The sequence below is a fragment of the Paenibacillus pinisoli genome, from assembly GCF_003605435.1.
Taxonomy (GTDB): Bacteria; Bacillota; Bacilli; order Paenibacillales; family Paenibacillaceae; genus Pristimantibacillus; species Pristimantibacillus pinisoli.
The window spans coordinates 1310931-1337871 of sequence record NZ_QXQB01000001.1 but is presented as its reverse complement, the minus strand read 5'-3'; the positions used below and the strand labels follow the sequence as shown (position 1 = coordinate 1337871).

General features: G+C 51.4%; 26 protein-coding genes. All 26 read left to right on the top strand.

What is annotated here, in order from left to right; all coding sequences use genetic code 11:
- Positions 1 to 74: 74 nt before the first annotated feature.
- The 26 genes from D3P09_RS06280 (at position 75) to D3P09_RS06155 (ending at position 26849) form a co-directional block, all read left to right on the top strand.
- Positions 75 to 1160 carry a GerAB/ArcD/ProY family transporter gene (locus D3P09_RS06280; protein ID WP_120108084.1) on the top strand — a complete coding sequence of 362 codons (1086 nt, stop codon included), beginning with the start codon at positions 75 to 77 and terminating at the stop codon, positions 1158 to 1160.
- Positions 1157 to 2629 carry a spore germination protein gene (locus D3P09_RS06275; RefSeq protein WP_165867326.1) on the top strand — a complete coding sequence of 491 codons (1473 nt, stop codon included), beginning with the start codon at positions 1157 to 1159 and terminating at the stop codon, positions 2627 to 2629. The genes D3P09_RS06280 and D3P09_RS06275 overlap by 4 nt, the downstream gene beginning before the upstream one ends.
- The gene (locus D3P09_RS06270; protein ID WP_165867325.1) at positions 2626 to 3801 is read left to right on the top strand and encodes a Ger(x)C family spore germination protein; all 1176 of its coding nucleotides are present in this window, start codon (positions 2626 to 2628) and stop codon (positions 3799 to 3801) included. The genes D3P09_RS06275 and D3P09_RS06270 overlap by 4 nt, the downstream gene beginning before the upstream one ends.
- A 60-nt stretch (positions 3802 to 3861) precedes the next feature.
- Entirely contained in the window at positions 3862 to 4083 is a 222-nt protein-coding gene (locus D3P09_RS06265) for a hypothetical protein (protein WP_120108080.1), read from the top strand.
- A gap of 35 nt (positions 4084 to 4118) precedes the next feature.
- The gene (locus tag D3P09_RS06260; RefSeq protein WP_120108078.1) at positions 4119 to 4502 is read left to right on the top strand and encodes a spore coat protein; all 384 of its coding nucleotides are present in this window, start codon (positions 4119 to 4121) and stop codon (positions 4500 to 4502) included.
- 102 nt (positions 4503 to 4604) lie between these two features.
- Positions 4605 to 5096, top strand: coding sequence for an Lrp/AsnC family transcriptional regulator (locus tag D3P09_RS06255; RefSeq protein WP_120108077.1), 492 nt, complete (start codon positions 4605 to 4607; stop codon positions 5094 to 5096).
- Positions 5097 to 5113: 17 nt separating this feature from the next.
- Positions 5114 to 6331 (top strand): aminotransferase class I/II-fold pyridoxal phosphate-dependent enzyme, encoded by a 1218-nt coding sequence (locus D3P09_RS06250; protein WP_120108075.1) that lies wholly within the window; start codon positions 5114 to 5116, stop codon positions 6329 to 6331.
- Positions 6332 to 6432: 101 nt separating this feature from the next.
- A complete protein-coding gene (locus tag D3P09_RS06245; RefSeq protein WP_120108074.1) occupies positions 6433 to 7035 on the top strand; it encodes a cob(I)yrinic acid a,c-diamide adenosyltransferase in 603 nt (200 codons plus the stop codon).
- 7 nt (positions 7036 to 7042) lie between these two features.
- Positions 7043 to 8002: an RluA family pseudouridine synthase gene (locus D3P09_RS06240; protein WP_120108072.1), complete on the top strand. Its 960-nt coding sequence runs from the start codon at positions 7043 to 7045 to the stop codon at positions 8000 to 8002.
- Between the two features lie 44 nt (positions 8003 to 8046).
- On the top strand, positions 8047 to 8418 hold the full coding sequence (locus D3P09_RS06235) for an arsenate reductase family protein (protein ID WP_120108070.1): 372 nt from the start codon (positions 8047 to 8049) through the stop codon (positions 8416 to 8418).
- Positions 8415 to 9644 (top strand): aminotransferase class I/II-fold pyridoxal phosphate-dependent enzyme, encoded by a 1230-nt coding sequence (locus D3P09_RS06230; RefSeq protein WP_243643919.1) that lies wholly within the window; start codon positions 8415 to 8417, stop codon positions 9642 to 9644. The genes D3P09_RS06235 and D3P09_RS06230 overlap by 4 nt, the downstream gene beginning before the upstream one ends.
- A 108-nt stretch (positions 9645 to 9752) precedes the next feature.
- Positions 9753 to 10613 (top strand): 5'-3' exonuclease, encoded by an 861-nt coding sequence (locus D3P09_RS06225; RefSeq protein ID WP_207892446.1) that lies wholly within the window; start codon positions 9753 to 9755, stop codon positions 10611 to 10613.
- Between the two features lie 183 nt (positions 10614 to 10796).
- The gene (locus D3P09_RS06220; RefSeq protein ID WP_120108067.1) at positions 10797 to 11588 is read left to right on the top strand and encodes a MerR family transcriptional regulator; all 792 of its coding nucleotides are present in this window, start codon (positions 10797 to 10799) and stop codon (positions 11586 to 11588) included.
- Between the two features lie 69 nt (positions 11589 to 11657).
- Positions 11658 to 13148, top strand: coding sequence for a DHA2 family efflux MFS transporter permease subunit (locus D3P09_RS06215; protein ID WP_120108065.1), 1491 nt, complete (start codon positions 11658 to 11660; stop codon positions 13146 to 13148).
- 834 nt (positions 13149 to 13982) lie between these two features.
- Complete coding sequence (locus tag D3P09_RS06210; RefSeq protein ID WP_120108064.1) at positions 13983 to 14951, top strand: ABC transporter permease; 969 nt, start codon at positions 13983 to 13985, stop codon at positions 14949 to 14951.
- 14 nt (positions 14952 to 14965) lie between these two features.
- A complete protein-coding gene (locus D3P09_RS06205) occupies positions 14966 to 15841 on the top strand; it encodes a carbohydrate ABC transporter permease (protein WP_120108062.1) in 876 nt (291 codons plus the stop codon).
- A 77-nt stretch (positions 15842 to 15918) separates the two neighbouring features.
- A complete protein-coding gene (locus tag D3P09_RS06200; protein ID WP_120108061.1) occupies positions 15919 to 17544 on the top strand; it encodes an extracellular solute-binding protein in 1626 nt (541 codons plus the stop codon).
- A 94-nt stretch (positions 17545 to 17638) separates the two neighbouring features.
- Positions 17639 to 19555, top strand: coding sequence for a sensor histidine kinase (locus tag D3P09_RS06195; RefSeq protein WP_120108059.1), 1917 nt, complete (start codon positions 17639 to 17641; stop codon positions 19553 to 19555).
- Positions 19530 to 21119, top strand: a complete 1590-nt coding sequence (locus D3P09_RS06190) for a response regulator (RefSeq protein ID WP_165867323.1) — start codon at positions 19530 to 19532, stop codon at positions 21117 to 21119. Before D3P09_RS06195 ends, D3P09_RS06190 begins: the two co-directional genes overlap by 26 nt.
- A gap of 80 nt (positions 21120 to 21199) precedes the next feature.
- Positions 21200 to 21844: a ThuA domain-containing protein gene (locus D3P09_RS06185; RefSeq protein WP_120108056.1), complete on the top strand. Its 645-nt coding sequence runs from the start codon at positions 21200 to 21202 to the stop codon at positions 21842 to 21844.
- A 16-nt stretch (positions 21845 to 21860) separates the two neighbouring features.
- Positions 21861 to 22649: a sugar phosphate isomerase/epimerase family protein gene (locus tag D3P09_RS06180; protein ID WP_120108054.1), complete on the top strand. Its 789-nt coding sequence runs from the start codon at positions 21861 to 21863 to the stop codon at positions 22647 to 22649.
- A 61-nt stretch (positions 22650 to 22710) separates the two neighbouring features.
- Positions 22711 to 23697: a zinc-dependent alcohol dehydrogenase gene (locus D3P09_RS06175; RefSeq protein WP_120108052.1), complete on the top strand. Its 987-nt coding sequence runs from the start codon at positions 22711 to 22713 to the stop codon at positions 23695 to 23697.
- Positions 23698 to 23724: 27 nt separating this feature from the next.
- The gene (locus D3P09_RS06170) at positions 23725 to 24132 is read left to right on the top strand and encodes a VOC family protein (RefSeq protein ID WP_120108051.1); all 408 of its coding nucleotides are present in this window, start codon (positions 23725 to 23727) and stop codon (positions 24130 to 24132) included.
- Between the two features lie 810 nt (positions 24133 to 24942).
- A complete protein-coding gene (locus tag D3P09_RS06165) occupies positions 24943 to 25356 on the top strand; it encodes a helix-turn-helix domain-containing protein (protein WP_120108049.1) in 414 nt (137 codons plus the stop codon).
- A gap of 103 nt (positions 25357 to 25459) precedes the next feature.
- A complete protein-coding gene (locus D3P09_RS06160) occupies positions 25460 to 26191 on the top strand; it encodes a YveK family protein (RefSeq protein WP_120108048.1) in 732 nt (243 codons plus the stop codon).
- Positions 26181 to 26849: a CpsD/CapB family tyrosine-protein kinase gene (locus D3P09_RS06155; protein ID WP_165867322.1), complete on the top strand. Its 669-nt coding sequence runs from the start codon at positions 26181 to 26183 to the stop codon at positions 26847 to 26849. Before D3P09_RS06160 ends, D3P09_RS06155 begins: the two co-directional genes overlap by 11 nt.
- The last annotated feature ends 92 nt before the right edge of the window (positions 26850 to 26941 follow it).

The window sequence follows — 26941 nt, the reverse complement described above, 5'->3', positions numbered from 1 at the left end:
TCATATTTTACCTCTCCATATGCATTTTGGCATTCGCTTCTGGGCAACCTTTTGGTTGTGAGGAAGTGAATGCCATGAATGTGAAACCCTTTGGATTAATTCCGGCTGTTGCCATATTGATATTATCGGTTGGCCTGGTCAACCATGTGCTGATTGTTCCCATCCTTCTGACGATCGCGAAGCGGGATGCCTGGATGGCAGTCATCCTTGCTTTTCTTGTTATTTTGCCATGGACGGCTATACCTTTTTTCAATCTGCTTAAGAAGATGAGTCATCAGAGATTCGATAAATGGCTGAAGGATCGCGTGCATCCTGTTATTGCATGGATCATACTCGGCTATTTTCTTATCCTCATGTTTCTAATTGCCTCTGAAACCTTGATTGTCACTTCATCCTGGACAGGTACCACTTATTTGCCTAACACTCCTACATATGTAGTGGTAGTTGTATTTTTGGCTTTATGCTTGTACGCAGCTTGCAAGGGACTAAGAACGATAGCCTACATGAGCTGCCTGCTCTTGCCAATGGTCATCGTGCTCGGCGATTTTGTGATGTCGACGAATATGCCGCACAAGGATTACCGGTATTTGCTGCCTATGCTCGAATACGGATTCTCGCCTGTTGTCAGGGCGTCTATCGATTGCCTGACCGCATTTAGCGAGCTGTTCATGCTTCTGTTCATGCAGCACCACTTAAAAAAAAGCTATAAGCGCTGGCATATGATTGTTCTGGTTTTATTTCTTGGCTTGCTAGCTGTAGGTCCCTTGACAGGCGCTATATCCGAATTCGGGCCGGGAGAAGCCGAAAAGATGAGGTATCCGGCGTTCTCTCAATGGCGGCTTGTATCGATCGGGCGTTATTTTGAGCATGTCGATTTTTTCGCCATATTCCAGTGGCTCTCGGGGGCTTTAATCCGCATATCGTTGTCCATGTTTCTTATATTGGAATTTAATCCGTTAAGCAAATCCAAGCATAAATGGCTGGCCCCGGCTATTATTGGCATTTTGCTATGCGGGATGGCGATCTATTGGACGAACCATATGATTCAATATCGGCTAGTAATCGGCTTCGGCTTTCACTATTTCGGGATAGTCACGATGAGCTTGATCATAGCGGTCTATGCGATAAGCTTTGTGAAGAAACGGCAGGTGAGACAATGAGCGGCAATTTGCAAAAGGAAGAGCCGACTGGAAATAGCCGGGATCATTGCGACCCGCTGACGCTTGAGCAGTTCCGGGAGAGAGTCCGTCCTTGCAGCGATGTAATGGAGCAAACGGTCCATATCGGAGGAAGCCGCAAGCGGGAGGCTTATATATTCTACTGCGACGGGTTAATCGACAGCCAGATGTATCACCTCGGCCTGCTTCCGACATTGGAGAAGTGGAAGGAGACGCCGGAGTCGCCTCTGTCTCCGGAGATCTCGCAGGCTGAGCATCCAAGCCGGATCTTTGTCTCCCTGGATGCCCGTGACCATGATCACATCTATGCCCGTCTATTCGCCGGGAGCGTCATTATTGCGTTCTCGGAAGAAGAAGGCTTCTACGAATGTAATATTGCGAACCAGCCTGCCCGTACGCCTGAAGAATCCTCGATGGAAGTGTCTCTCAAGGGACCGCGGGACGGATTCGTAGAGCAGCTGTCCATTAATATAGCGCTAGTCCGCAAGCGGCTGCGCACCCCTAATCTGCATATTGAATACCACAAGATTGGCTCGGAAACCCAGACTGAAATCGCGTTGATGCATATGGAGGGGCAGGCGCCGCCCGGACTGATTGACGAGGTAAGGAGACGGATTCGCTCCCTTGATCTCCCTTCATTGAATGGAGCAGGGGAGTTGGAGGAGAGATTGGCCGATCAGCCGCTGGCCTTATTCCCGTTGATGGACTACGTGGGCAGGCCGGATTACGTGGTGCAATCCCTGATGAAGGGGAGGTTCTCAATTCTGGTCGACGGCTCTCCGGCTGCATTGATTGGTCCGGGCAATCTCCTTCTCCTGATCAAATCGCCGGAGGATTCCCATCTGCCGTTTTATTATGTGACGCTTGAGAGACTGCTTCGCATTCTGGGCCTCTTGCTGTCTCTGTTTCTGCCCGGGTTTTGGGTTGCCCTGTCGTCCTTTAATACGGACCAGGTGCCCTTCACTCTTCTGGCAACCGTGACGATCTCCCGAATCGGGCTGCCGCTCTCGGCTACGATGGAAATGTTTCTAATGCTGACATTATTTGAAGTGTTCCGGGAGGCCGGCGTCCGATTGCCGAGGCCCGTGGGACAAACGGTCTCCGTAGTAGGGGGGCTTATTATTGGCGATGCGGCCATCCGGGCCGGCATGACTTCACCCACGATGCTTGTCGTGGCAGCTGTGTCCGCAGTCTCTACGTTCACGCTGGTCAATCAGTCGCTGGCGGGATCGGTCACCTTGTTTAGAATATTTATTCTGATGCTGTCATCGGTTCTTGGCATGTTCGGTTTTTTCGCCGGTATGTTCGCGCTCTTGCTGTATATGTGTTCGCTTGAGTCGTTCGGTCAGCCTTACTTGCAGCCGATTGCGCCGCTGCGGATCAAGGATATTGTAGCTTCGCTGATTCAGAAGCCATGGGATTTGCGTACGAACCGGAGGAAGCGGCCATGAATGAGAGCAACCGGCAGGGATTGATGCAGAAGCTTAAGCTGGTTTCAGCAGGCACTTTGGCGGCTGCCTGCCTGCTGCTGGCCGGCTGTTGGGATGAAGTGAACTTGCAGGACGTCAGCTATATTTCTGCAATAGGCGTTGATTATGTGAATGGCGAGTACCACCTCTATACCCAAATGATTAATTTTGCAGCGGTAGCCAAAACAGAGTCGCCGCAGACGCACAACCAAAAAACTTGGGTCGGGAAGGGTAAAGGGGATTCGGTGCTGCTGGCGTTTTACAATTTGAGCCGAAGCGCCTATACGACGCTGAATTTGGAACACTTGAAGGCGATTGTTGTCCATGAACGCGCGCTTGGCAAAATAGCGGATGTGCTAGACGGCTTGAACCGGCAGCGGGCGTCCAGATATACGTCGCTGCTTTACGGTACGGACGAGGAGCTGGAGAAGGTATTAACGACGGAAAACTTCTTCGACCAGTCGCCGCTGAACAGCATTCTTTATTTGCCTGATCCCCATATTAAGCAGTACACGTTTTTGAAGCCGCTCAAAATGCAAAATGCGGTTCAATTGCTGAGAGAGCCTGGAATGACGACACTGATGCCCGCCCTGAATACGACGAAGAAGTACTGGCAGCACGGCAAAAAGAAGATGAATACCCAGTTGATAGACGGAGTGTTTGTCTTCAAAAATTTTCAATATCAGGGTTTTGCGTCGGAAAAGGATTTGCTCGGCGTCCGCTGGCTGGACGAAGCCTTCCAGAAGGTGTTCATAAAAGCGGGTGGAGGGCCGAATGAAGCGACGGTATCCATTACGAAATCGAAGTTCCGCATCCAGATGAAGTCCGCTTCGCCGGATCAGGCATCTCTTCGATTGACGATAAGTCTGACGGGACATGTGATCGAATTGGACGGCCAAATGACGGAGAGCGAGATCGTAAGCTCTATCCAGACCAGAGTCAAGGAAGAGATTGAATCGACGTACCGTTACGGAGTCGGCAAAGGCATGGATGTTTTTCAGCTCCAGCATTATCTGTACCGTTATCATCATGGCTACTGGAAGCAGCATGTCAAGGGCAAGGAGTGGAAGCCCGATAAGGATTTGCTGGCAGAAGTAGAAGTTCATTTGGACCTTACAGATACGGGGAAATTCGACTTGGAAAGCGGCACATAAAATAAGGGAATTAGCTCATAATACGGAAGTCAGCAATTCTAGGGAAAAGGAGGGATTACGATGCTGCAGGCTATGACAGCGAAGGAACTGGAATATATCGCGGATTCGATGTCCAATGAGGACTTGCTTATGAAGCAATGCGCGGCGGTCGTCTCGGTGGCTACAACACCGGCGATCAAGAACTGCTGCTCCCAGATGATCCAGATGCACCAACAGCATTACGATTCGCTCATGCATGCGATTCAGCACCATCAGCAGATGGCGCCAACCCAGCCTCAATAACGCATGTGATCCTATATTGTTTTGGAGGGAATAAGATGAATCAGCAATCGCAATCCATACTGACGGAGGAAGATCTGGCTTCGACCGTGCTGTCGGATCTGAAGCGTGTCGTGCGCGAGTACGCAACAGCGGCGACAGAGTCTACTTGTCCGGATATCCGCCAGTTGTTCACCAAGCTGCTCGACAATACGCTGAAGGCGCAAGGACAACTGTTCCAGGCGATGCAGCAAAGCAACATGTACAATACAGCGTCCCCGGCTCTTAGACAAGAGCTGGACAAGCAAGCTCAGCAATACAAGCAGACTGCCCAGAAAACAAAGCAGCAGCTTCAGCAGTCGCTGAGCGGATCGCAGCAAGGGGCGTTCTTTAATCCAGCCCAGCAGCAGCAATCCGGCCAGCAGCAGCCGTATTACAGCTAAGACCCTTCGGGGTCTTTTTTTATTTACTTTTTCTTTGCAGGAAAAGGGGATTAGGTGTAATATATTTTTTATAACCGCAGGCGAGCTGGAAGGAGCTTTGGCATGAACGAATTACAGTTGAAAGTATTGGAACTGCTGAAGGAAGACGCCCGCAGGGACGCGGAGCTGATCGCGACCATGCTGGATCATCCGGTAGAGGAAGTGAAGGAAGCCATCGCCGCGATGGAGCAAGAGCATATTATCGTCAAATACGCGACGGTCGTGAACTGGAGCAAAGTGGACGATGAGAAAGTGACGGCCTTGATCGAAGTGCAGATTACGCCTGAGCGCGGCCGCGGATTCGAAGGCATCGCCGAGCGAATCTATCTGTACCCTGAAGTGAAATCGGTTTACCTGATGTCAGGTGCCTATGATTTGCTGGTGGAGGTTGAAGGGAAGACACTGAAGGAAGTCGCTTCTTTCGTGTCCAACAAGCTGTCGCCGATTGATGCGGTGCTTTCGACCAAGACCTTTTTCATATTGAAAAAATATAAACAGGACGGCATCATCTTCGAGGAAAACGAAGGTGACCATCGGTTGATGGTATCGCCGTAACATAAAGGGTGATGGTGATGATTAAGGGGAAATCGCAAGGAACCTCCATCCCTGTGCAACGTCAATCGATGGCTGACTATTTGTCTCCTCTGGTTCGAGACATCAAACCGTCGGGAATCCGCCGGTTTTTTGATTTGGTCAGCACGCGCAAGGATATTATAACGCTTGGCGTCGGCGAGCCTGATTTCGTTACGCCTTGGCATGTGCGGGAGGCGGCGGTATACGCGCTGGAGTCCGGCAAGACCCAGTATACGTCGAATGCGGGAATGCCTGCGCTTCGGGAAGCGATCGGGCAATATCTGGATGACTCGTTTTCGGTCGAATATGATCCGGCAAGCGAGATTCTCGTGACGGTAGGAGGCAGCGAAGCGATCGATCTGGCGCTCCGCGCGCTCATTACGCCGGGCGACGAGATTCTGATACCTGAACCTTGCTATATTTCTTATTCACCGATAACGGCGCTTAGCGGCGGCGTGCCGGTTGGCATTGAGACGTTCGCGGCGGATAACTTCAAGCTGCGCGCAGAGCAGCTGCAAGCGGTCATTACGCCTCGCTCCAAAGTACTTATCTTATGTTATCCGAGCAATCCGACGGGCGGCATCATGACCTATGAGGATTGGCTGCCGATCGCAAAGCTCGTGGAAGAGAACGACCTCATCGTCATTTCGGATGAAATCTATGCCGAGCTGACTTATGGGGAGAAGCATGTCAGCTTCGCATCGATGCCGGGAATGAAGGACCGCACCATTCTGGTCAGCGGCTTCTCCAAGGCGTTCGCGATGACGGGCTGGCGGATGGGTTATGCTTGCGGGCATAAAGAGATTATCGCTGCGATGCTCAAGATTCATCAATATACAGTGATGTGCGCTCCGATTATGGCGCAATATGCTGCGCTTGAGGCGCTCCAGCACGGTCTGGAGGAGAAGGACCGGATGGTCGAGTCTTATAACCAGCGCCGCAGGCTGGTCGTGAAGGGCTTCCGGGAGATCGGACTGGATTGCCATGAGCCGCAAGGCGCGTTCTATGCATTCCCTTCGATCGCATCCACGGGGATGTCGAGTGAGACGTTCGCCCAGCGATTGCTGGAAGAAGCGGGCGTCGCGGCGGTGCCGGGCGATGTGTTCGGTCTCGGCGGCGAAGGCCACTTAAGATGCTCGTATGCGACATCCGTGACGCAATTGACCGAAGCGCTTGATCGCATCGGCAATTTCGTACATCAATTAAAGCAAGGCTAGCCGATCAGCAGGTCAGGAGTCCATCCGGCCTGCTGTTGCTATATTTGGATCATAGATTGCGAGCGGGCAATGCGCCTGTGTGACGATTGAGGAGGGAACGGATGAGATTATATACGAAGACAGGCGACAAAGGCCAGACGTCGCTTATTGGCGGCAGAGTCGGCAAGGATGATATCCGCGTAGAGGCTTATGGCACGATCGACGAGCTCAACAGCTTCGTGGGTCTGGCGCAAGCCGAAGCGGCCCGATATGAATCGCTTAAGGATATGGCAGACTACTTGCTTGACATCCAGCATGAGCTGTTCGACTGCGGCTCGGATTTGGCGTATGCCAAGGAAGGAGCGCCTTTCAAAATGAATGGGGAGCCGTCCGTCCGAATGGAGGAGTGGATTGACCGCTATATAGTGGAAGCTCCGGAGCTGACACGGTTTATATTGCCTGGGGGCAGCGCATTGTCCTCCATGCTTCATGTGTGCAGGACGGTATGCCGCAGGGCGGAGCGGCGAGTGGTTACGTTATCGGGCGAGCATCCGATCAATCAGGATGTGCTGATCTACTTGAACCGTCTGTCTGACTATTTCTTCGCAGCAGCCCGCGTCGCCAACTACAAGCTTGGCGAACCGGACACGGAATATGTGAGAAGCAAGGAAGTATTCCGCAAGGGAAAGGCCAAGAGCAAAAGCGCAACCGAGGAGAAAGGCTGAAGCGGCAATGGAACAATGGAACGGGCGCTACTACGCCCCGCTTGTCGTCGAGGTTACGGATGCGGATGACGGCAAGCAGGTTCGGACGATATTAGAGCGCAGACTGGGCGTATCCCGCAAGCTGCTCTCGCAAGTAAAGCTGACTGAGCACGGACTAACGGTGAATGAGCAGCGGGTCTATACGACGGCTATAGCTAAGGCTGGAGATATGATCCGATTGCGAATGGAGCAGGAGGAATCCGAGGACATCCTGCCTCAGCCCATTCCGATAGAAGTGGTATATGAAGACGATGATCTGCTGATCGTGAACAAGCCGGCGGGCATGATTGTCCATCCGACCCACGGCCACTACTTGAACACGCTCGCCAACGGAGTCGTGCATCATTGGAAGGAGAAAGGGGAGCGGGTCCGCTTCCGTCCTATTCACCGGCTGGATGAGGAGACCTCGGGACTGGTCGCCATTGCAAAAACAGGCTATGTGCACCAGCAGCTGTCGGAGCAGCTGCAAGCTGGGGCTGTCACAAAGCTGTACCGCGCATACGTGTATGGCGTGCCCGAGCCGGCTGCCGGCACAATCGATGAGCCGATTGACCGGGACGATGAGCAGCCGCATCTGCGCGTAGTGAGGCCGGACGGCTATCCGTCCGTCACGCATTATGAGGTGATTGCTTCCTATTCGGGATCAGGCGAATCGGGGGCTGCTTCAGTCTGGCTGAAGCTGGAGACGGGACGAACCCATCAAATACGTGTACATATGCGCCATATCGGATGTCCGCTGATCGGAGACAAATTCTATGGTTCGGAGCATGGTCGTGTGGAGGAATGGGAGCTTGCTGCCGGTCGCCACGCCCTGCATGCGGAAATTCTGGGATTCGTTCATCCGATCACAAAAGTGCCGATGGAGTGGCATGCGCCATTGCCAGCTGAGCTTGCGATGCTGGAGCAGCTGCTTGGAGCGGGACAATGAGCAGCTTTAAGTGATGAATACCGGAAGGAGAATGGAGAATAGTTATGTCAGATCGTAAAGTAACCATTATTGAATATCCGAAATGCAGCACATGCAAAGCGGCGATCAAATCGCTGAAGGCCAAAGGAAACGAGGTCACAACCCGCCATATCGTGGAGGATACGCCGACAGCCAAGGAGCTGAAGCAGCTGCTTCAGATCAGCGGCATGGACATTAAGAAGCTGTTCAACACGTCTGGCGAAGTGTATCGCGAGCTAGGGCTAAAGGACAAGCTGGCAGGCATGTCTGAGGAAGAGAAGCTGGAGCTTCTCGCCTCGCACGGGATGCTGATCAAGCGTCCGATCGTAACGGACGGCAAGCAGGTCACGGTAGGCTATAAGGAAGACCAGTACGAGCAGGTATGGGGACGTTCATGATGAGTGCCCAACACGGCGTAAAGGCATGGCGTTCGGAGCGGCTCTCGGCGCTCGGCTCTTCGATTTTCTCGGAGGTGGCGGCATGGAAAGCGGAAGCGGCGAGAGGAGGGGCAGATATCATTGACCTTGGCATCGGCAGCCCGGATCAGCCGCCTTCGGAGACGGTCAGGCGCGCCCTGGCGGAAGCCTCGCTCCAGATCGATAATTATGCTTATCCGGCAACCAAGGACGGGATGCCCTTCAAGCAAGCAGCTGCTGCCTGGATGAAACACCGCTTCGGCGTCACCGTAGATCCCGCCAGCGAGATGGTCACGCTGCTGGGCTCGCAGGACGGACTTGCCCATCTGGCGATGTCGATCTGCGATCCGGGGGATGCGGCCTTGCTGCCGAATCCGGGTTATCCGATCTATGCAGGCTCACTGGCGCTTGCTGGCGTCGAAGCGATCTTGATGCCGCTGCGGGAGGAGAATGATTACCTTCCCGATCTGGGCGCTATCACTGAGGAACAATGGGATCGTGCCAAATTCATCCTCATTAATTATCCCAATAATCCGGTGTCCGCTGTAGCCGATCTTGCGTTCTTCGAGAAGGTGCTTACGAAAGCGAAGGAACACCATGTATTGGTCGTTCATGATCTTGCTTATTCCGAGATGGGCTTCGACGGCAACGAGCCGCCGAGCATTCTTGAGCTGCCAGGCGCTGCTGAGCAAGCGGTGGAATTTCATTCGATGTCCAAGAGCTTTAATATGGCGGGCTGCCGAATCGGTTTCTTGGCGGGCAACCGGGAAGCGGTTGGCGCGCTGCGCGAGCTGAAGGCGAATATCGATTATGGGGCCTTCTATCCGATTCAGCAAGCGGCTGTCGCAGCGCTTCAAGAAGCCATAGCTGCGCCTGGCAAGCCGAAGGTCGGCAAGCTGTACGAGCGCAGGCGCGATCTGTTCCTGGATGCGCTGCGTTCGGAAGGATGGGACATTAAGCCGCCAAAAGCGACAATGTTCGTATGGGCGCAGCTGCCGGAGATGGCTTGGGACATGGGGGCGGCATGGACCTCGAGAACCATTTCCCAGGAAATGCTCAAGGCGACAGGCGTTGTTGTCGTGCCAGGCGAGGCTTTTGGCTCAGAGGGCGAAGGTTATGTCCGGATTGCGCTAGTGGAAGACGAAAGCAGACTGCTGGAAGCGGCGGCGCGAATCGGACGCTTTATCCGGGGAGAGGTTAATTCCTAGCTTGGCAGAGTACGGTGTGCATGGCTCACAACATAAATTAACATTGCTCCGCACCCTCAGCTCATACTACAATTAGGAAAGATGTTGGGACAGGGGATGATAATAGCAATGGAACGCAACAAAATACTTGTCGTGGATGGAATGGCGCTGCTGTTCAGAGCTTACTTTGCGCAGTCGTACAGCGCTAGAAGAATTGAGGACGGAACGCCTACCAATGCGATTTATGGTTTTTTTCAGTACTTGTTTGATGCGGTGAATGAATTCAAGCCATCTCATGTGATTTGCTGCTGGGACATGGGGAGCAAGACCTTCAGAACGGATTTGTATTCCAACTACAAAGCCAATCGTCCTGAAGCTCCTGAGGATTTGATTCCGCAATTTTCGCTGGTGAAAGAGCTTGTTGCTTCTCTTCAAATCCCGAACATCGGACTTGAGGGATACGAGGCGGATGATTGCATCGGTACGGTTGCTCGAATGTTCCGCACGGTCGGACAAGTCTATATTCTTACAGGCGATCAGGATATGCTGCAGCTCGTGAACGAGGATGTTCATGTCATCATCATGAAAAAAGGCAGGTCCAATTATGCCGTGTATGATTTGGACTTCCTCAGAGAGGACAAGGGCATTCAGCCGTTCCAAGTCATTGAGATGAAGGGGCTGACAGGGGATACGAGCGACAACTACCCTGGCGTGAAGGGCATTGGTGAGAAGACGGCCTTAAAGCTGCTTGCTGAATATGAATCTATAGACGGCATTCTCAGCAATCTCGACATTTTGCCGAAGAGCGTGAAGGCGAAGATTGAAGCCGATTTGGATATGCTGCATTTGTCCAGAACGCTCGCCAGAATTAATATTGAGGTGCCGATTGAATGCCAGTTCGATGACTGCGCCTGGTCGGTTCCGATGGATGAGGTTTCTGTTGTATTTGAGAAATACCGTCTGTCGACCTTGCTGAAAATGATCGGTTAAATATGACGAAGGCAACCTTATGAGAAGGTTGCCTTTTTTTATGCTCATAGATGAAAGAGCTATATTGAACTATAAAAAATGATTTCTGGGCGGCGGGAAATCATTTTTTATTGCGTTTTTTAGAGCAAAGAAACAGCTTGCGCCTGACGCAGCGTCAGGCGATATACTGGCACTAGAAAGGGGTTGAGAAGGATAAACAAGTCTTATTATACCGTTGGTTCGCTCGTGAAATTGACTTCAACGACGGAACGCACGCTGCGCTATTATGACCGCAAAGGGCTGCTGAGGCCAAGCCGCCACAATGAACAGGGACACCGGATTTATGACGATGAGGACTTGCTGCGGTTCCATAAAATTTTGACCTTAAAATATTTGGACTATTCCTTGGATGACATCGGCAAGTATTTGGAGCAGGACAGCAAAGATTTTCATGCTTCTCTGAAGATGCAATATGAGCTTCTGCTGCAGAAGCAGCGGCATATCCAGCGTATTGTGGCTACCATTGAACGGGTAAGGGCGATCGTGAAGGATAACGATACGATTGATCCCGGGTTCATTATGATGATGATCCATTCCATTCAACATGAGGGAGAGCAGATGCAGTGGTTCTCTGAGCGTCTGCCGGAAGAAATCATGCAAACGATGTTTATGAATGGAGCAAGCGTGGAAGAACGGCTTGAGGCAGAACGCGAGGTGACGCTAGGACTTAATGATCTGCTGGTTATGTCCAAGCAAGGGCTCGCCCCGGAACATTCACTTGTTCGGGAGCGCACGCATGCTCTGAAGGCAATGTTCGAGAGAATGCTGGGACAAGCTCTTGATGAGCTATCGACAAGTGAGGTAGGGAAAGTGCTGGAGGAGGCAGAGCGGCATTTCTTTCCGATCTGCTTGGAGCCGGAATTTATGCACTACCTGCATGAAGCTTTTAGTTATCAGCATTGTTCCCAGAAATCTGCTGCGGCCGCCGGACCCTAGTATTCTAGTTGATCGGATACTCTGTTAAACCACAACTATTTTTAGTCATAATGAACCGGAGAGTGAGACATGGAAGCATCTATTCAAACCAATGCACCCAAACAAGCAAGCACAACGCCGATTCTGATTTCGTTATTATTAGGCTGTTTTATAGGCATGTTCAGTGAAACAGCCCTGAATATTGCGCTGCCGGAGCTGATGAAGCAATTGCAGGTGGGTCCTACTACCATACAATGGCTAACGACAGGTTACATGCTGGTACTCGGTATTATGGGCCCAGTGTCAGGTCTGTTGCTCCAATGGTTTTCCACGAGACAGCTTTTTATTGCCTCTCTCTCTTTATCCACACTTGGCTCGCTTATTGCCGGCTTGGCGCCCAGCTTTGAGGTGCTTCTAGCGGCTCGCATTTTTCAGGCCTCGGGTACAGCCCTGCTGATGCCGCTTATGTTAAATGCCATACTGATCCTGTTCCCGCCGGAGAGGCGCGGTGCGGCTATGGGATTGATGGGGCTAGTGCTGACGTTTGCGCCTGCATCCGGTCCAACCATTGCCGGCTTGATCATTGAAAAGCTGTCTTGGCATTGGATATTCTGGATTTCCAGCTCCATTCTGTTTGTTTCGCTGCTTATCGGTATTATTTTCTTGAAAAATATCTCGGAGCTTACGCGTCCAAAAATCGATTTACTATCTATCGTGCTTTCCACTATCGGTTTTGGCAGCTTATTATTTGGTTTCAGTAAAGCCGGCGAAATTGGCTGGGACAATATTCTGGTTATCTCTTTCTTTATTGTTGGCGTGCTAGGGCTTATCCTCTTCACTTGGCGCCAGTTCCGTATTGAATCACCGCTTATGAACCTTCGTGTGTTCCGTTATCGGATGTTTTCGTTGTCGGTTGTCCTATTTGTTGTCGTCATGATGCTGCTTCTGTCATCCATGCTGTTGCTGCCGATGCTGCTGCAGAGCGGCCTTGGCAAAAATCCGTTGCAGGCTGGCCTGCTCTTGTTGCCTGGCACGCTTATAAGCGGTGTGCTCGCTCCATTTATGGGCAAATTATTTGATAAATACGGACCAAGAAAATTAATTATACCCGGGTTAATCTTAGTCGGTATCATCATGTTCCTGTTCTCGACGATTTCGCTTTCTTCCTCTACCATGTTTGTTATCGTCTTGGATTGCGTGCTTATGATTGCTTTGTCTATGGTCATGATGCCGGGGCAAACCAATGGCATGAATCAGCTGCCGGCAGAGGCTTACCCGCATGGAACGGCCATTATGAGCACATTGACGCAGGTGGCTGGAGCGATTGGCAGTGCGCTGGCGATGACGATGTTGTCGATGGGTCAAACCAGCTTCTTGCGCGACAAGGGCTTTGATATGAGCGGTGGCCTTAATCTGGGACAAGTCGATCCCGCGATGATCGAGCATTTGCCGGCTTCCTTCGTATTTGGCATCAAAGGCGCATTTATATTCGCCGGCGCAATGACGATTATTGCCTTGTTCATATCGTTCTTTATGAAGCATGTCAAATCGAGTGAATCCAATAAATCAATGATGCACTAACGAAGGGCATCGCTTGCCCACAACACACAAGTGAAGCGAAAAAGCCGCAAGTTCCCGGGCCAAGCTGCCTGGAGCTTGCGGCTTTGAACTTTTGTGACCGAAAACGAAGAGCAGCGAGTCTTTCGTTCTGTCTTCTCCCTTCCCCTCAAATGGATGAGAGCAAACGGAGCAAGAAAATGTTCTGTAGAAGCGTAGCGTTTCGCCTTTGTATTCGAATTTCAACTTATTTTGTAAAATTGCAACCCAAAACGAATTATAGGTCAGTTTCGGTTTGGTTGTCTCCCTTAACTCCCTCCATGGCTGAGAGCAAACGGAGCAAGAAAAAGTTCTGTAGAAGCGTAGCGTTCGCCTTTGTATCCGGATTCCACCCTAAGCAAATCGTTCAAGGGAATCTGGATACAACAGCGATCGTAAGAATATTTTCTTGCGCAGTTTGTGTCCAGCCATGCAACACAGAATATTTTCTTGCGAGTGTGTCGCCCAGCTATGAATTTGCCTTAAAAAATTGCAACCGAAAACGAAGAGCATAGAGTACTTTCGTTCGGTCTTCTCTCTTCCCTCTCCATGGCTGAGAGCAAACGGAGCAAGAAAATGTTCTGTAGAAGCGTAGCGTTCGCCTTTGTATCCGGATTCCACCCTAAGCAAATCGTTCAAGGGAATCCGGATACAACAGCGATCGTAAGAATATTTTCTTGCGCAGTGCGCGCTCAGCCATCCCCCTCACCTGAAAAATTGCAACCATAAACGAAATCTCCCTCCTTATGAGCGTTCTGCGACCTGTTCTATACTTGGAATACCAAAACGAGATAGGAACAGATACGGAGGAATGCCGCGATGGACTCACAGGTTACCATCCCAGAGAAGCACGGCAATGAAGCAACCCGCGTACACAAGGCGGCTCTCTTCTTCAAAAAACTGAAAAGGCAAAAGATCCTGCAGCTCATGGCGCTGTCGGGCATGGTGTGGCTGATCATCTTCCACTACATCCCCATATACGGCATTATCATCGCATTCAAGGAATACAACATCGTTCAATCCATCAGCTCCGCGCCATGGGTGGGACTCTATCACTTCAAAGAGTTTTTCGAGGATGACAGCCTCGGCTATGTCATTAAGAACACGTTCGGGATGAGCTTGCTGAAGCTCCTGATCGGATTCCCGATGCCAATCCTGTTCGCGCTGTTGCTGAACGAGCTGCGGTCGGTTCGCTTCAAGAAAGCGGTACAGACCATCTCCTACCTGCCGCATTTTCTCTCCTGGGTTATCCTGGGCGGCATTCTGACAACCTGGCTTGCGGATGTGGGCATCATAAACAAAGTATTGCTGGCGCTAGGCTTCATCCATGAGCCGATCAGCTATCTGGCTGAGCCTAGCTACTTCTGGACGATCATCGTCAGCTCGGATATATGGAAGGAGCTCGGCTGGTCCGCCATCATCTATTTGGCAGCGATTACGGGGGTGTCTCCAGAGCTGTACGAAGCGGCGACGATTGACGGCGCAGGACGGTTCCAGAAGATGTACTACATTACGCTCCCGATGATCAAGGGCACTATCACCATCCTGTTCATCCTGGCAGTCAGCGGCATTCTGAACTCGAACTTTGATCAAATCTTCGTGCTGAAAAACCAGTTGAACGAAGTAGCCAGCAACGTCATCGATACGTATGTCTACCAGATCGGCATCTCGCAAGGCCGTTACTCTTATGCTACAGCCGTTGGGCTCGTCAAGTCAGTCATCGCATTTATTCTGCTGCTCACGGCGAACAGCATCACCAAAAGACTCAATAACACATCATTATTTTAAAGGGTGGACGGACTATGCAAACACGCTTACGATCAGAAAAAATATTCGACTGGTTTAATATGCTGGTCATGCTATTGATCTGCTTCGCAACGCTTTATCCGGTCTGGTATGTGCTTATCAATTCCTTCAATGAAGGAACGGACGCCATGCGCGGGGGCATCTATTGGCTTCCACGGGTGTTCAGTCTGGAGAGCTATACGACCGTGTTCAAAAACGATGGTCTGATGACTGCCTTCGGCATTACGGTCGCGAAGACGGTGCTCGGCACCTTCATCCACGTCTTCTTCACAGCGATGGTCGCCTATGCGGTCTCCCAGAGGGAGCTGGCAGGACGGAAGCTGTATCTTATTATCGGCACGATCACGATGTTTTTCAGCGGGGGGCTCATTCCGCAGTACTTGCTGCTGCGTGACTTGCACTTGCTTGATACCTTTTGGGTTTATATTATCCCAGCCATGTTCAGCTTCTTCGACCTGATTATCTTTATGACGTTCTTCCGCGAGATTCCGTACGGCCTGGAGGAAGCGGCCAAGATGGACGGCGCCAACGATTTCAGCATTTTCGTACGGGTCATTATACCGGTCTCGATGCCGGTTGTGGCCACGATCGCGCTGTTCCATGGCGTGTATCAATGGAATGATTATTTTGCCGGCGTGATTTATGTCAACGATCCGAACCTGCAGCCGATTCAGACGTTCCTATACCGGATCGTGGCGCTGTCCGGCTCCAATCAGATCGTCTCGACCGTAACGGGCGTAACCAAGACGGTCACGTCGCAATCGGTCAAGCTCGCTACGATGGTTGTGGCGACGCTGCCTATCGTATTTGTATATCCTTTCCTGCAAAAGTATTTTGTCAAAGGCTTTATGATTGGCTCCATGAAAGAATAGAGAAGGCTTTCACAGCAATGCTATTGGCCAGGCAAAGCTGAGAGCATATATAATCATCATAGAGAGGGGTATCAATAATGGCAGTTATGCGTAAATTCATTACCGCAGTTACATTGATCAGCTTGCTGCTGACCGCGGCGGGCTGTGCCTCGAATGGCGGCAACAAAAGCAGCGAGACGCCTAAGCCGTCTGCGGAGCAAACCGCGCTTAATCCGGATGCGCCGGGCTGGAAGGACAATACCGACCCGATTACGTTCGATTGGTACTTGAATTACTCCTGGTTCCAAAAGAAATGGGGCTCCGACCCGACATCCCAGTATATTACGAAGAAAACAGGCGTTAACCTGAATCTGATCGTACCGGCAGGCAACGAAAACGAGAAAATCAACACGATGATCGCCTCCGGCAAGCTGCCAGATCTTATTACGCTGGATGCGAACGACGACGCGGTGAAGCGTCTGATTGAAGGCAAGATGGTCTTGCCGCTGAACGAGCTGGCAGACCAGTATGACCCGTACTTCTACAAAGTAATCGACCCGTCCAAGGCTTCCTGGTTCGCTGAGCCGGACGGCAACTTCTACGGTTATCCGAACAACTCGTCGTCTCCGCGGGATTATGCGGCGAACGAATCGCTGTTCACATCCACGCAAACCTTCATGGTTCGCAAGGATATGTATGAAGCGCTTGGCAAGCCGGATATGAGAACGCCGGAAGGCTTCATCAATGCGCTGAAGCTTGCGAAGGAGAAGTTCCCGGAAGTAGACGGCCAGCCGCTTATTCCGCTTGGCCTGCATGAGTTCACCGACACAGGCAACTACGCGCTGGAGAACTACCTGCAGAACTTCCTTGCGATTCCGCAAGAGGTAGATGGCAAGCTGAACGACCGCACGACTAATCCTGAGTACATCAGCTGGCTGAAAACCTTCCGCCAAGCGAATAGCGAAGGACTGCTGTCCAAGGACATCTTCATCGACAAGAGACCGCAGATGGAAGAGAAGATCGCGCAAGGACGCTACTTCGCGATGCTGTTCCAATGGAAGGACATGAGCTCGCAGCAAAACATCGTATACCAGAAGGACCCAAGCCGCATCTACATGTCGATCGACGGACCTTCCAACTCGAAGCTGGAGCCGCCGACACTGAGCGGACCGGAAATCGGAGGCTGGGGCCTCACGCTGATCTCCAAGGATGTGAAGGATAAGAAGAGAGCGATCGAGTTCCTGACGTATATGATCAGCGAGGAAGGCCAGAAGGACTTCGCCCTTGGTGAAAAAGGGGTAACCTATGATACGATTGACGGCAAAGACCAGCTGTATCAGAAGGTTATCGACGAGACGGAGTTCGACTATGGCACACAATACAGCTATTTTATGATGACCGACTACAGCATGTGGCTCAGATGGGCTCCGCCTACGAAAGAGCAATACACCATCCTGGAGGATTGGACAAGAGGGAAGACGCATAACTTCTCCGCCTTCAGCAATCTGAATCCGCAAGGCACAACAGAAGAAGGCATCATCTCGCAGAAGATTCGCCAGCAGTGGGGCAAGGCGCTGCCGAAGATGATTTTGTCCAAGTCGGATGAGGATTTCGATGTGATCTTCAATGATTTCCTGCAGGACCGCGAGAAGCTCGGCTTCGATAAAGTGGTGGCGTTCCAGCAGAAGAAGTATGAAGAGAATGTCGCGAAGCTAACTCAATAATGTAAGTGTATCAGAGCAGCAAGCAGCAAGGCCCATCTTAAGGAATGGGCTTTGCTGCATTGTTGCTTACTCTACTTTACGGATGTGACGATCAGTGAGACAACGGCTGCGGTGGAACAGGCTTGCTCAGTACATTGGAAATATGCGATTGCAGACGAAGATGGTTGTCTCGTATATTCTGGTTATTTTGATACCGATACTCATATTCTCCAGCTATATGTCCAACAATTCCTACAATAATACGATCCATGATACGATTCAGTCCAATCAGTACTTGCTGGATGTGGAGTACAACAAGATTACGAACAATATCGACCTGATGGAGCGGACGGCGCAATTGATGCTGCTGGACAATAAGGTGCTGGATTACCTGGTGCTGAAGCAAGAGATGGATACGCTCTCATTAATGGATTTCTCGCGGAATGTGCTGCCGGATCTGGTGCGGCTTCAATTTAACAATCCCAATATCGCGCATATCCGCATGTACTTCAACAATCCTTATACCAAAGAGCTGTGGCCGATCTTCCTGGACGAGAAGCGGATTGCGAATGCGCCATGGAAAGCGGAGCTGATGGAACGCAACGGGATGGAGCTGTGGGTATTCGATAAGGAGGATCGCAATGTGATGAGCCTGCCTACCAGCGAGTCGTTCGAGAAGGAGAAGCCGAAGGTATCGCTGCTGCGGCAGATCAGCTACGGCACGGATAAGGATGCGGGCATCGTGCAGATCGATATGTATCTGGACGATTTCTTCTCCAGGGTGCAGCCTGACGAGCAGGAACGCCAGTCGCGGCTATTGCTGCTGGACCGGGAATCGCAGTTTTTCTACCATGATAAAACCTCTTTTGTAGACAATATTCCGCTGGATGATCTGGAGCAGCGCATCCGGTCTGCCTCAGCGACGGAAGCGACTCATTTTGAAGCGGATTACAACGGAGTTCCTTATATTATCATTTTCAAAAAAATCGACCTGCTGGACGCCTTCATTATCAGCGCCGTCTCTCTGGAGGAGCCGCTGCACGCGATTCGCGACACGGTGCAAAATCTGATTATCGTCAGCGTCGTACTGATCGCGATTTTGTCGCTGGTCACGTATTTGCTGAGCCGAATTATTTTCAAAAGATTGCGGATGCTGCAAAATTCCATGAATCGCGTGCGGAATGGGGATTTGCAGGTGAACATTGATGTGAGCGGCGGCGGAGAGGTAGGCGAGATCGCCCTTCATTTCAAAATGCTGATGAAAAAAATCAATTCGCTTATCGTCGATGCCGTCAACAAGCAAGCGGCCGCCAAGGAAGCGGAGCTGAATGCGATGAAGAACCAGATCGACTCGCATTTTATGTACAATACGCTGGAGAATCTGAAGATGCTGGCGGAGGTGGAGGGTCAGTACGTGCTGTCGGATGCGCTGACCTCGCTTGGGCGCATGATGCGCTACAACCTCCAATGGACGAGCAATTACGTCCGCCTTCGCGACGAGGTCCATCATATACAAAACTATATTGCTATTATGAACATTCGTTATGATGACCGCATATCGCTTCAATTGTTTGTGCCGCCGGCCTATATGGAGCATGAAATATTGAAAATGTCTCTTCAGCCGATTGTGGAAAATGCTATTAAGCATGGCTTATATACGAATGAACAAGGCGAGGAGCTGCCGCTTGTCCTGTCTATCCGGGTACATGAGGCGAACGATCATATGCTGATTGAGCTGATGGATAACGGCAAAGGAATGGATGCCGAGAGGGTGAATCGGATCAACTATATGATCCGTCTGAACGACGCGGATTTCCGCCAGGTGCAAGGAGCAATCAAGCCCGGGGAAGAGAAGGGCAACGGCATTGGCCTGCGCAATGTCAATCAGCGGGTGAAGATGAACTACGGCAATGATTACGGCATTCAAGTGCAGAGCGTGGAAGGTCAATATACGACCGTCAGCATCAAGCTGCCGACACTACTATTCACCAAGGGAGATGCGGGACATGCGGAAACTGCTGATCGTGGATGATGAAAAAAATATCAGGCTCGGCCTGAAAGCGATGATAGAGCGGGAATTGCCTGGCCGTTATGAGATTTCGTTCGCCGTGAACGGGGCGGATGCGCTGGCGAGACTGAAGGAGCAGCCGGTTGATCTGCTCATTACCGACATTCGCATGCCCGTCATGGACGGCATCGAGCTGATTAATGGGCTGCAGGAGATGGACGGCAAGCCGGAAGTGATGATTCTGAGTGGGCATGATGATTTTCAGTATGCCAGAGAAGCGATGCGGTGCGAGGTGCGCATGTATCTTCTTAAGCCGATCGTTCGCGAGGAGCTGGTAGAGGCGTTGAAGTCGCTGGAGGAAACGCTCGTCAAGAAGGAGACGATCTCTCATCAATTCAAGCAAATGACGGAGCAGATGAAGGAGCATATCGAGACGCAATTCAATTATGTGTTCCTTCGCTCCGATCTGGACGAGAGCGAGATTGCGGAGCGGCTTGGCAAGCTGGAGCTGCCGAAGCTGGACGGGGGTTATCAGCTGGCCCTGCTCAAGTGGCCTGATGCCGAGCAACGGGGACGGGAACAAGGGCAGAAGCTTGCTTTTCTGAACAACGTCTTGAAGCGTCTTGGACAGGAGTCGGAGGCGCTGACGCTGCGATTCATGAACCGGCATGGGCATCTTGTCGTCCTGACGGGGTATTCGGGACTGCTTCCAGCCCTCGAAGAGGTGATCCGGCAGCAGGTGGAGACGCGGGTGAAGATGGGAGCCAGCAAATGGACGGACCGGCTTCCGCAAGTGAACGAGGCTTACGGGCAGGCGGAGAGGGCGCTCAAGTATACATTGTTCTATAAGCATTCAATGTCATTGCGTTATGAGGAACTGGAGGGAAGAGAGACCCGTTACGAGCTGCCGATGGCATCGATCAAGAAGATATCCAATATGCTGGGCACGGGCAGAGAAGCGGATGTAATGGGGTTGTTCAAGGAAGTTGTCGATCTGCGCATCGTGATGAAATACGATATCTCCTATATGGAAGGGATTAGCCGCGCGCTGAATGAGCTTGTTTTCGATCAGGTGTTCAATGTGTATGGCGAGGAATCGGTCGAAATCTTGAAGCTCTACAAGTCCGTCGCCGACCTATACAGCTTCTGGGACTTCCAGGACTATTACCATCATGTCGAGACGCTGATTATGAAGCTCGATCTGTACGTGGGCAATATGAAGAACATTCACAACGACAATCGTGAGATGAACAAGGCGATTCAATATATTCATGAGAATTACAATCACGAGCTGAATATGGCGATGGTGTCCAACTATATCTCGATGAACTACTCTTATTTCAGCCAGGCGTTTAAGGAATATACGAATGAAAGCTTTGTTAACTATTTGAAAAAGATTCGGATCGGCAAAGCGAAGGAGCTGCTTGCCAGCACGAATTTGAAGGTGCATGAGATCGGGGAGCAGGCCGGGTTCGAGAACGCCAAGCATTTTCATCGCGTCTTCCGAGAGCTGGAGGGCGTGTCGCCCAATGAATACCGGCAAAAGGAGCAATCCGCCGCCGACCTGAAAAATCGGCACCATATATGAAATCTGAAGCCTTATTCGTACGGAATGGCTCTTCTATAATGTAGGCAAGGCAGCAGAAGCATACAGATGGAGGAGAGCCAATGTCGAGAAAAACGGTATATATTATCCGCGATGATGTGAACCATCCCAAAGAAGTGATTGATCCCGTAATGGAGCGGGTTTTTGATGCGGATCGCTGGAATGTCGTATTAACCGACCGCGCGCGCGATCTGGTTGAGCATGCCGCTGAGGCGGATTTGGCGATGTGGTTTACGAACGGACGCCCTGAGGGCGAGGCGAATCTGAGCGTAGAGGAGCAGGGAGTCATTGTGGATCGGGTAAAGGCCGGCATGGGCATGTTGTTCGTTCATGCGGGCCTTGTTCTGATTGAGGAGGACAGTCCGTTCTATGCGGAGCTGAATTCAGGCCGCTTTATCGAGCATTCCCCGCATCATGTTCCCGTGACGACTGTGCCGGCGCGCAGCATCGAACATCCTGTCATCCGCGGCATCGAGGCATTCACGGCAACCGACGAGCATTATTATTGCCAAGTGGATACGTCGAGAACGGATGTCTTGCTGCTTAGCACTTCCAAGCATGTGACGGCGGCGGGCGGCTGGGCCCACAGCGTGGGACAAGGCCGTGTCGTAGCGCTTACGCCAGGCCATACAACGGATGCGCTGGGCAATCCGCAGATGGTGCAATTGATGAAGAACGGCTCCGATTGGGCCATTGGCTTGATTTGAGAAGGAGGGAGCACGCATGAGCAAGATTTCGATTGCGCTGGGCCTCTATTCCGTCTATCGGGATTTGCAGCGGGATTTGGAGTCTACGCTGCGCCGCGTAAAAGAGCTGGGCTATGAAGGTGTGGAGTTCTACGGGGAATTTACGCATGAGCCGGAGCTGATCAAAGGGCTGCTGGAGGAGCTGGAGCTGACCAATTGCGGCTGGCATACGGAGTGGAAGCTGCTGCAGCCGGATACAATGGAAGCGACGCTGGACTACCATCGGCGGGCCGGTACGCGCAGCATTGTCATCCCTGCCTTGGGCGGGCCATGGGAGATTGGACATAAGCAGCATGAAGACAGCGCTGAGGTATGGATTCGCCATGCCGAGCGGATGAATGAGATTGCGAAGCAAGTTGCCGGTGCGGGATTCCGTCTTGGATACCATACACATGCCCATGAGTTTGATACGGACTTCGGAGGCGTTACGCCGTGGGATTTGTTATACCGCCATACCGATGCCGGCATTGTACTGGAGCTGGATACGGGCAATTGCATCGAAGCGGGAACGGATCCGGCAGCAGTCATTGCAGCTGTGCCAGGCAGGCCGCTGCTTGTACATGGCAAGCCGTATTCCCGTACCGCTGGCCATGAGACCTTCATTGGCGACGCCAAGGATGAGAACAATTGGAGTGAGATCATCGCGCAATGCAAGCGCGCAGGTACAGAGTGGCTGATCGTAGAGCATGAGTCGGAGACGGCCTATCCGGGCTTTATCGGCGCAGAGCGGTGTCTGGAAGGATTGCGCGCCGTATTGGCGGAGTGAAAGCACGGACATGGCTGACATCATAGAGCCGTTCATAGATATATAGGCAGGAGTGATCACAATGACAGAGAAGCAATATGCCGTTCAATTTATAGAGAAAAGAAAAGCAGCGCTAATAGAGAGTGAGCTTGACCTCTCGCAGCTTGCGCCGGATGAAATTGCGGGCCGCACGATCGTATCGCTCATCTCGACCGGCTCGGAGCGCGGAGCATATATGGACTACTTCGGCGGCACCGTATATCCGGTCTCGACTGGCTACGCAGCTGTCATGGAGGTTCTGGAGACCGGAAGCGCGGTTACGAACGTTAAGGCAGGCGACCGCGTGCTTGCCCTTGCCCCGCATCAATTGTACAACCGGGTGAAAAGCGACGAGATCAGTATCGTGCCAGAGGGGATGAACCCGGCGCATGCGGTAATGGGCCGGTTCCCGGCGGTCTCGATGACGTCCATGATCCATACATCCATCAAGCCGACGGAGCCGGTTCTGGTGACAGGACTTGGCGTTGTCGGTCTGATGTGCGCCCAGATGATGCGCCATTGCGGCTATGAAGTCTATGCGTTCGATCCGAACGAGAATCGCAGAGAGACAGCCAGAGCCTGCGGCATTCGCCATGTCTACGCTTCGCTGGACGAGGTGCCGGAAGTGAAGGGCGCAGCCGGGCTGGCGATGGAGTGCTCGGGACGCGAGGAAGGCACCTATTCGCTAGCAGCCAATCTGAGAAGAGGCGGAGAGCTGTATCTGATTGGCGTGCCATGGTACCGCTCGACGGATACCTTTGCCCATGAGCTGCTGAAGAGCGTGTTCTATGGTTTTATCCAATTGCGTTCGGGCTTCGAGTGGTCGCTGCCGCGCCATTCCAGAGATTTCTTGCCGAACAGCAATTTCGCGAGCATTGCGAAGTCGATGGAGTGGATCCGCGACGGTCATATCAAGGTTGAAGGCATCTACGAGACGGCGGAGCCGGAGCGCTGCGACTGCATCTACAGCAGCATGGCTGACGGCACGATGGAGAAGACTTGCGCGATCTTTGATTGGAGCCGCATATAATTCTATAACTTAAGGAGGCGCTGCCTCGTGTATACAACGAATAAGAAAGCCGGCATTCACCATGTCTGCTTGAAGACGAATGACATTAAGCGGTCGGTTCAATTTTATATGGAGGGGCTTGGCGCCAGGTTCGTCGTGGAGTGGGGCAAGGATGGCGCGGAGGATCATGCCGTGCTGGTCGATCTGGCTGACGGCGATTTCCTGGAAATCTTCGAGACGAAGCAGCTATTCGGAGAAGGCAAATGGCAGCATCTCGCCGTACGCACCCCGGATGTTGACGAATCGGTCAGACGGGCTGTAGCGGCTGGAGCGAGGCAGCTTGGCGAGCCGAGCAACTCCGATATTCCGGCCCGCTCGGGCGAGACTGTCCGTCTGCGTTTCTGTTACGTCGAAGCCCCAGGCGGCGAACTGGTAGAGTTCATTCAAGACAGATAGCATTTAAATAGGCGATGCCAGGAGAACAATCCTGGCATCGCTTTTTGTTGTTGTAACTGCCATGGCGGGAAGCAACGGAATAAGAACTATTCTGGAGTAGCGTTCGCCTTTGTATCCGGATTCCAACGGTTAGATTATAGTTCAGGGAATCTGGATACAACAGCGATCGGAAGAATAGTTCTTGCGTAGTTTGTGTTTCCAGCCATGGATGCCGCCCTAAAAATTGGTTTTGGTGTTATCTCCCCCCCTTCATGGCAGGGAACAAACGGAGCAAAAAAATGTTCTGGAGAAGCGGCAGAGTTCGCCTTTGTATCCGGATTCTTGCGTAGTTTGTGTTTCCAGCCATGGATGCCGCCCTAAAAAATGGAAACCAAAATGAAAGTGATGAGTTTGGTGTTATCTCCCCCCCCCTTCATGGCAGGGAACAAACGGAGCAAAAAAATGTTCTGGAGAAGCGGCAGCGTTCGCCTTTGTATCCGGATTCCAACCTTATATTCATTGTTCAAAGGGAATCTGGATACAACAGCGATCGGAAGAATATTTTTTGCGTAGTGTGTGACCTGCCATGTAACAACAGCGATCGGAAGAATATTTTTTTGCGCAGATTGTGGTCAAGGCCATGAATTGCCCAGACGACAATGTTCGCTATAGTGAATTAATATGAGTGATTTTTTATAAAACTCAGCGCCGTAAAGGTATTGACCTGTTCTTTTTAAAGAACTAAAATAAAGTTATTGTCCGTTATAAGAAACCCTATAAGCTTCGCGTACGAATAAAAGCACGGATCTAATCTGACTGAAGGAGAATATTATGATTGGGGAACGGATCAAAACACTTAGAGAACAAAAAGGCTACTCCATAACGAAACTGGCCGATCTAGCCGGGGTTTCGAAATCGTATCTAAGCTACATTGAACGTAACGTGCAAAACAATCCCTCGCTTCAGGTATTGGCCAAGATCGCTTTTCATTTGGATACGAATATCGAATATTTGCTGGGCGAGGAGCTGGCACCGAAGGTATGGGTTGACGAAGTGCTGGATGAAGAGTGGCATAACATCATTCGGGACGCCGTCGATGAAGGCATGAGCAAAGGGGATTTCCGCGCGCTGAAGGACCTCGTTCGTTCGAACAAGTGGCGGGAAGAGCATGGCCATCGCAGGGACTATAGAGACATTGACAGCAAAAAGAAGTCCAATATCATTATTTTACATATCGACAATTAGCCCCTTTACGAAAAATAAAACCACTTTCCTGTTGACATGTTCTTTATTAAGAACTAAACTTGTGGTAGTGTTCATTATAACTAACACATAAGCGGGTGTATGAATGGAAACGAGTCGAATGAATGAACGTTTTGTGCCGGCAAGCGGCAAAGAAGTAGATTTGCGCAAGCTCTTCACTACAATCAAAAACAAGCTTCTGCTCATCGTGTTGCTGACCGGTGCGATTACTGTCCTTGGCATCCTGTACAACTCCCAGTCGGAGCCCAATATCTACTCCTCGTCTTCGCGGGTCATGATTGCGGCAACCAACGACATGATGTCTACGGTCAGGGCGCTTGTGCGCGAGCCGATCGTGCTAGATCGGGTGATTGAGGACTTGGGCTTGAATGTGTCGGCGGGCCAGCTGCGGAGTCAAATCCGTGTAGACAGCGTGGACCAATCGCTCATTACGGTTATATCCGTAGCGGATACGAATCCGGAGCGGGCGGCCGATATCGCCAATGCCGTTGTGACGGTATACCGCAGCGTAGCGGCGGAGACGCTTGGAATCAGCAGCATAAGGCTGTTGACATCGGCAGTGCCGGAGCCGTCCCCTATTAACTCGAAGAGCAATACTATCGTCTATGTGGCATTTGTCGTCGGTCTGATCTTAAGCCTCAGCCTCGCGTTCTTGCTGGAATCGCTGGACGATTCGATCCGGACGGAGCATGATATCGAGGGTACCCTGGGCATCAATATGCTGGGTCAAGTATCCAAAATCAAGCGCGGTCATTCGCGTGCACATACAAAAAAGACAAAGCCAGCCATAATTAGGAGTGAGACGATTGGTTCGTGAACGTGCAAAAATAGCCAAACGAGTGGTTAACCGAAGCTTGATCGCTTATTTGAATCCATCCCACAGAATCGCAGAGCAATACCGGACGATCCGCAACAACATTCAATATGCGGCGGAGGGAGCGCCGGTCCGTACGCTGCTGGTCACATCGCCTGAGGAGGGGGACGGCAAGTCGACTGCTGCGATTAATCTGGCGGTCAGCATGGCACAGCGGGGCGAGAGGGTACTGCTCATTGATGTGAACTTCCGCAAACCCGTCCTTCATAAAATTTTCAATACGCAAATCTCTCCGGGACTATCGAGCGTGCTGGCGCAGCAGCTTGCTTTTGACGAGGCTGTGCAGGAGACGGAAGTGGAAGGCATGGATCTCTTGACAAGCGGATTGTCGCAAGGCAACTCTGCCGACCTGTTGGATTCCCATCGCATGAAGGAATTAATAGAGAAAGCCATTCAGCATTATGACCGCATCGTATTCGATTGTCCGCCGGTATTGACGGCGCCCGATACGAATGCGCTGGTGAACAAATGTGATGGTGTCGTGCTGCTGCTGAGCTGCGGCAAGACGACTCATGGCAAGGCCCTTGAAGCGAAACAATCTCTATCCTTTGCAGGAGCGAATATTATAGGGGCGATTTTAAACAAAAAGAACGTTAGATGATGACTCATCGGATAACGTCTTTTTTTCGGCCTAAATGTTCTTTATAAAGCACAAAAATGTTCGTTATCATGCAAGTTGAAAGGATGGAAATT

What these genes read in the sequence shown, in the direction of transcription:
- D3P09_RS06280 (WP_120108084.1), top strand. Translation starts at nt 75, where the DNA reads ATGAATGTGAAACCCTTTGGATTAATTCCGGCTGTTGCCATATTGATA.
- D3P09_RS06275 (WP_165867326.1), top strand. Translation starts at nt 1,157, where the DNA reads ATGAGCGGCAATTTGCAAAAGGAAGAGCCGACTGGAAATAGCCGGGAT.
- D3P09_RS06270 (WP_165867325.1), top strand. Translation starts at nt 2,626, where the DNA reads ATGAATGAGAGCAACCGGCAGGGATTGATGCAGAAGCTTAAGCTGGTT.
- D3P09_RS06265 (WP_120108080.1), top strand. Translation starts at nt 3,862, where the DNA reads ATGCTGCAGGCTATGACAGCGAAGGAACTGGAATATATCGCGGATTCG.
- D3P09_RS06260 (WP_120108078.1), top strand. Translation starts at nt 4,119, where the DNA reads ATGAATCAGCAATCGCAATCCATACTGACGGAGGAAGATCTGGCTTCG.
- D3P09_RS06255 (WP_120108077.1), top strand. Translation starts at nt 4,605, where the DNA reads ATGAACGAATTACAGTTGAAAGTATTGGAACTGCTGAAGGAAGACGCC.
- D3P09_RS06250 (WP_120108075.1), top strand. Translation starts at nt 5,114, where the DNA reads ATGATTAAGGGGAAATCGCAAGGAACCTCCATCCCTGTGCAACGTCAA.
- D3P09_RS06245 (WP_120108074.1), top strand. Translation starts at nt 6,433, where the DNA reads ATGAGATTATATACGAAGACAGGCGACAAAGGCCAGACGTCGCTTATT.
- D3P09_RS06240 (WP_120108072.1), top strand. Translation starts at nt 7,043, where the DNA reads ATGGAACAATGGAACGGGCGCTACTACGCCCCGCTTGTCGTCGAGGTT.
- D3P09_RS06235 (WP_120108070.1), top strand. Translation starts at nt 8,047, where the DNA reads ATGTCAGATCGTAAAGTAACCATTATTGAATATCCGAAATGCAGCACA.
- D3P09_RS06230 (WP_243643919.1), top strand. Translation starts at nt 8,415, where the DNA reads ATGATGAGTGCCCAACACGGCGTAAAGGCATGGCGTTCGGAGCGGCTC.
- D3P09_RS06225 (WP_207892446.1), top strand. Translation starts at nt 9,753, where the DNA reads ATGGAACGCAACAAAATACTTGTCGTGGATGGAATGGCGCTGCTGTTC.
- D3P09_RS06215 (WP_120108065.1), top strand. Translation starts at nt 11,658, where the DNA reads ATGGAAGCATCTATTCAAACCAATGCACCCAAACAAGCAAGCACAACG.
- D3P09_RS06210 (WP_120108064.1), top strand. Translation starts at nt 13,983, where the DNA reads ATGGACTCACAGGTTACCATCCCAGAGAAGCACGGCAATGAAGCAACC.
- D3P09_RS06205 (WP_120108062.1), top strand. Translation starts at nt 14,966, where the DNA reads ATGCAAACACGCTTACGATCAGAAAAAATATTCGACTGGTTTAATATG.
- D3P09_RS06200 (WP_120108061.1), top strand. Translation starts at nt 15,919, where the DNA reads ATGGCAGTTATGCGTAAATTCATTACCGCAGTTACATTGATCAGCTTG.
- D3P09_RS06190 (WP_165867323.1), top strand. Translation starts at nt 19,530, where the DNA reads ATGCGGAAACTGCTGATCGTGGATGATGAAAAAAATATCAGGCTCGGC.
- D3P09_RS06185 (WP_120108056.1), top strand. Translation starts at nt 21,200, where the DNA reads ATGTCGAGAAAAACGGTATATATTATCCGCGATGATGTGAACCATCCC.
- D3P09_RS06180 (WP_120108054.1), top strand. Translation starts at nt 21,861, where the DNA reads ATGAGCAAGATTTCGATTGCGCTGGGCCTCTATTCCGTCTATCGGGAT.
- D3P09_RS06175 (WP_120108052.1), top strand. Translation starts at nt 22,711, where the DNA reads ATGACAGAGAAGCAATATGCCGTTCAATTTATAGAGAAAAGAAAAGCA.
- D3P09_RS06165 (WP_120108049.1), top strand. Translation starts at nt 24,943, where the DNA reads ATGATTGGGGAACGGATCAAAACACTTAGAGAACAAAAAGGCTACTCC.
- D3P09_RS06160 (WP_120108048.1), top strand. Translation starts at nt 25,460, where the DNA reads ATGGAAACGAGTCGAATGAATGAACGTTTTGTGCCGGCAAGCGGCAAA.